We start from the raw sequence: 3,758 nt of genomic DNA, 5'->3' as shown, positions 1-3,758 counted from the left end.
GGCTGAGCGAGTACAGCGGGGTGACGTGGGTGCCCTTCACCGATGACATGCCCTTCCATGGGCAGGTGATGCAACTCGACGCCTCACCGGTGAAGCTCGCGGACGACGACCCGGCCGCTCCCGGCTCCATCGTGGGCCTCGGCCTGTTCTGCGCGAAAGACCTGCAGGCCTCGGACCGGGTCGAGTTCGCCGCCGACGACGTGGACGGATACGGGATGCCGGCGATGACGGTGCATTACCGGCTCACGCCGCGCGACCACGAGGTGATCGCCCGCGGCAAGGAGGAGATCGTCCGCCTCGGCAAGGCGGTCGGCGAGCCCCTCGACGACCGCCCCTTCATGATGCCACTCGGTGCCTCGTTGCACTATCAGGGGACGACGCGCCTGGGTGCCGCCGACGATGGCTTCAGCGTGTGCTCGCCTCAAGGCGAAGTATGGGACGTGCCGGGGCTGTTCGTCGCCGGCAACGGCGTCATCCCTACGGCAACCGCGTGCAATCCGACGCTGACGGGGGTCGCCCTCGCCGTGAACGGCGCCCGTCGCATCGCGGGGACATTGGCAGATCGCTGACCGGCGGACTTGCTTATGTCTGATTCAGACATTAGAGTGTAGAAACAATGACAAAGTTGTCCGGTCGACGACGTCGGCCCAGAACCTGGAGGTTCTCGTGATCCCCGATCGCATCATCGAGCAGGGCACGCTCACGACCGCCGGGCCGCGCACCGCGGTCGAGGTCCGACTGCCCTGGTACCGGGCGCTCCCCGGCTCCTGTATCGCCGGCGCCAAGCTGACCGTCGACGGAGTGGAGGCTCCGACGGAGTCGCTGCGCTGGAGCATGAACGGCCGCGAGTTCGGCTTTCCCGAGCTCGTCGACGAGACGGGGGAATGGTGGTTCCCCACTGACTCGGCCGTGCTGTCGGGTGAGCTGCCGGTCAGCGCCGACGAAGAGCACGAGGTGCGCGTCGACCTCACGCTGTACATCCCGTACATCATCATCTCGGACACCGAGACCCTGCACATCGAAGAGCACGACACCAAGACCATGAAGGCGGTCGCATCATGACCCTCGGCACTCCGATCCAGGGCGTCACGCTCTACAGCTTCACCCGCGCGTTCCACGGACGCGAGTACGACCTCGAGGGCCTGATCCGCAAGGTCGCCGCCGAGGGGTACGGCCCGGGACTGGAGATCATCGGATTCTCGAGCTTCCGGGGCTTCCCGCAGATCGAGGACTCCTTCGCGGGCTGGTTCCGCGACCTCGTCGACGAGGTCGGTCTGGTCACGACCTCACTCGCAGTGAACGCCGACATCGGCATCCACCGCGATCGCCTGCTCACCCAGCCCGAGCTGATCGACTACATGACGCTGCAGATTCAGGCGGCCGCGAAGCTCGGATTCCCGATCGCGCGCGTGCAGATCTCGATCGAGCCGGACTCGATGGAGGCGCTCGCGCCCATCGCTGAAGACCATGGGGTGACCCTGGCGCTCGAGGTGCACGCCGACCAGTACGCCTCGCACCCGCGCATCCTGGCGCTGCGCGATCGGTTCGATAAGGTCGGATCGCCGTTCCTCGGGTTCACCATGGACTGGGGCGCGACCGTCAGCGGCTTCGCGCCGTCGCTGATCGAGGCGTACCGTCGCCGCGGTGCCTCCGAGGAGCTCCTGACGAAGGTCGTCGACCTCTGGAACTCCTACTACGAGCAGGGTCCGCCGGTCGACCAGGCCCAGCATGGCCAGCGTTTCGGCTCGTTCATCGGCCTGGCCGCGCAGAACGGCCGTCCCGACCTGGGCATCGACTTCGGCATCAACGGCACGGGCCTGTTCGGCCCGGCGCGGGTGGACGACTGGCTCGAGATCTTCCCGTGGATCCGTCACGTGCACGGCAAGTTCTTCGGCATCGACGAGAACGGCGAAGAGCCGTCTGTTCCGGTGCGCGACCTGATCCGCCTGCTCGTCGAGAACGGCTATAGCGGCGCGATCTCCAGCGAGTACGAGGGCTGGCACTGGAACCACTGGCAATCCCCGTTCGAGATCATCGCCGGCGAGCAGGCCGTGCAGCGCTCGGCAGCTGCCGATGCCGGGTCGCGCATGATCACGGATGCCGCGGAGGCCCGCAGTGCGCTGAGCGCCCACCTGGCTCAGCCGGTCCGCGGCTGACCCGCTTCCCACACCCACGACACGCTCAGGAAGACATCATGACTGACGACAACGGCATCGCCGGCACCGGGATCAAGCTCGGTATCACCCTCTACTCGCTCACCTCGGAGTTCGCCGCGGGGCTGTACACCCCCGAGACGCTGATCCAGGCGGCGGCCGAGCACGGCCTCGGCCCGGGTATCGAGTTCAACATCGCCCAGATGCTGCGCACCTACCCCGACGTCGACGAAGAGTTCGTCAAGATCTGGCGCGACAGCATGGATCGCTACGAGCTCGAGCCCAGCGCCGTGGGCACCAATCCCGACATGGGCCGCCGCAAGGACCGCGACATGACGCCCGACGAGGAGCACGACTTCCTCGCGCGCCAGCTCAAGACCGCTCACACCCTGGGCTTCAAGAAGGTCGTGATCCGCTCGCACGGCAAGGAGCTGCTGCGCAGCCTTCTGCCGCTCGCCGAGAAGTACGACCAGAAGCTCGGCTACGAGATCCATGCACCCTCGGGGCCGAACGACCCCCAGGTGCTGCAGATGCGCGAGATGTACGACGAGCTGCAGTCCGAACGCCTCGGCTTCACGGCCGACTTCTCGTCCACGATGCACTCGCTTTCACCGACCCTGCTGCGCACGCTCGGTCAGATGGGCATGGACGAGAAGCACTTCCCGGTGATGGACGAGATCTGGCACGAGCCGACCCCGATGTACGCGCGCAACCAGAAGTTCGAGGACTACCTGACCGGGGAGGGCGTAGACCCGTTGCGCTTCGGCCCGTTCACGCGCCTCGCTTTCAACATGCACGGACTGGTGCCGCCGGAAGAGTGGCTCGACATCATGCCGCAGATGTTCCACGTGCACGCGAAGTTCTACGACATCAACGAGAACGGCGACGAGCCCGCGATGGACATCCCCCGTATCGTCCGGCAGTTCGTCGAGGGCGGCTACCAGGGATACCTCTCCAGCGAGTGGGAGGGCCACGCGTTCTCCGACCTCGGCGAATCCGACCCGATCGACCTGGTGAAGAAGCAGCACACGCTCATGCGCCGCGCCATCGAAGACACCGTCGCCGCGAAGGAGGACGCGAATGTCTGACGCTTCGGCAAGCTCAGCGACCGTCGAGGGGGCGTCCCTGACCGAACTGCAGGCCGAACTCGCCGCGCTGCGCGAAGAGGTCGTCGCCGCGCGCGCCCTTGCCCAGTCGGCCCACGACCGTGGCGCGGTCGAGAACCTCTTCAACCGCTACATGTACCTGCACAACGCGTTCCAGGACGAGCAGATCATCCCGCTTTGGGTGAAGCGCGGCACCGAGGGCATCCGGGCGCGCTACACGAACGCGGGCGAGTACACCGAGTACGACAGCGTCATCCGCTACCACCAGGGTCGCCCGTCGCCGACCGGCAAGCTCATCCTGCACGCCACGACCACGCCGGTCATCGAAGTCGCCGCGGACGGCGAGACCGCCAAGGGCGTCTGGCTCATGGCGGGCACCGAGTCGGGCCTCACCGACCCCGAGGTCGCCGAGGAGTTCCCCGACATGTACTCGCCCGGCGAGGTGCTGGGCAAGAAGGTCTGGGCGCACTGGGTCTGGTGCAAGTACGCCATCGACTTC

General features: G+C 66.6%; 5 protein-coding genes. All 5 read left to right on the top strand.

The window, feature by feature from the left end; all coding sequences use genetic code 11:
* Positions 1–569: GMC family oxidoreductase (locus VFX99_RS02640; RefSeq protein ID WP_329664766.1), on the top strand; the 569-nt coding region annotated here is incomplete at its 5' end.
* A 97-nt stretch (positions 570–666) separates the two neighbouring features.
* Positions 667–1,062 (top strand): C-glycoside deglycosidase beta subunit domain-containing protein, encoded by a 396-nt coding sequence (locus tag VFX99_RS02635; protein ID WP_329664765.1) that lies wholly within the window; start codon positions 667–669, stop codon positions 1,060–1,062.
* On the top strand, positions 1,059–2,156 hold the full coding sequence (locus VFX99_RS02630; protein ID WP_329664764.1) for a sugar phosphate isomerase/epimerase family protein: 1,098 nt from the start codon (positions 1,059–1,061) through the stop codon (positions 2,154–2,156). Before VFX99_RS02635 ends, VFX99_RS02630 begins: the two co-directional genes overlap by 4 nt.
* 38 nt (positions 2,157–2,194) lie before the next feature.
* The gene (locus tag VFX99_RS02625) at positions 2,195–3,241 is read left to right on the top strand and encodes a sugar phosphate isomerase/epimerase family protein (RefSeq protein WP_329664763.1); all 1,047 of its coding nucleotides are present in this window, start codon (positions 2,195–2,197) and stop codon (positions 3,239–3,241) included.
* A partial coding sequence (locus VFX99_RS02620) for a nuclear transport factor 2 family protein (RefSeq protein WP_329664762.1) occupies positions 3,234–3,758 on the top strand: 525 nt, incomplete at its 3' end. The genes VFX99_RS02625 and VFX99_RS02620, both read left to right, overlap by 8 nt.

This window comes from Microbacterium sp. (assembly GCF_036277215.1).
Classification (GTDB): Bacteria; Actinomycetota; Actinomycetes; order Actinomycetales; family Microbacteriaceae; genus Microbacterium.
Note: the sequence above shows the minus strand (reverse complement) of the source record. Positions and strands in the feature narration are given on the sequence as shown.

Bases quoted from the DNA above. Each gene is read 5' to 3' on its own strand.
- VFX99_RS02625 (WP_329664763.1), top strand. From the start codon at position 2,195: ATGACTGACGACAACGGCATCGCCGGCACCGGGATCAAGCTCGGTATC.
- VFX99_RS02630 (WP_329664764.1), top strand. From the start codon at position 1,059: ATGACCCTCGGCACTCCGATCCAGGGCGTCACGCTCTACAGCTTCACC.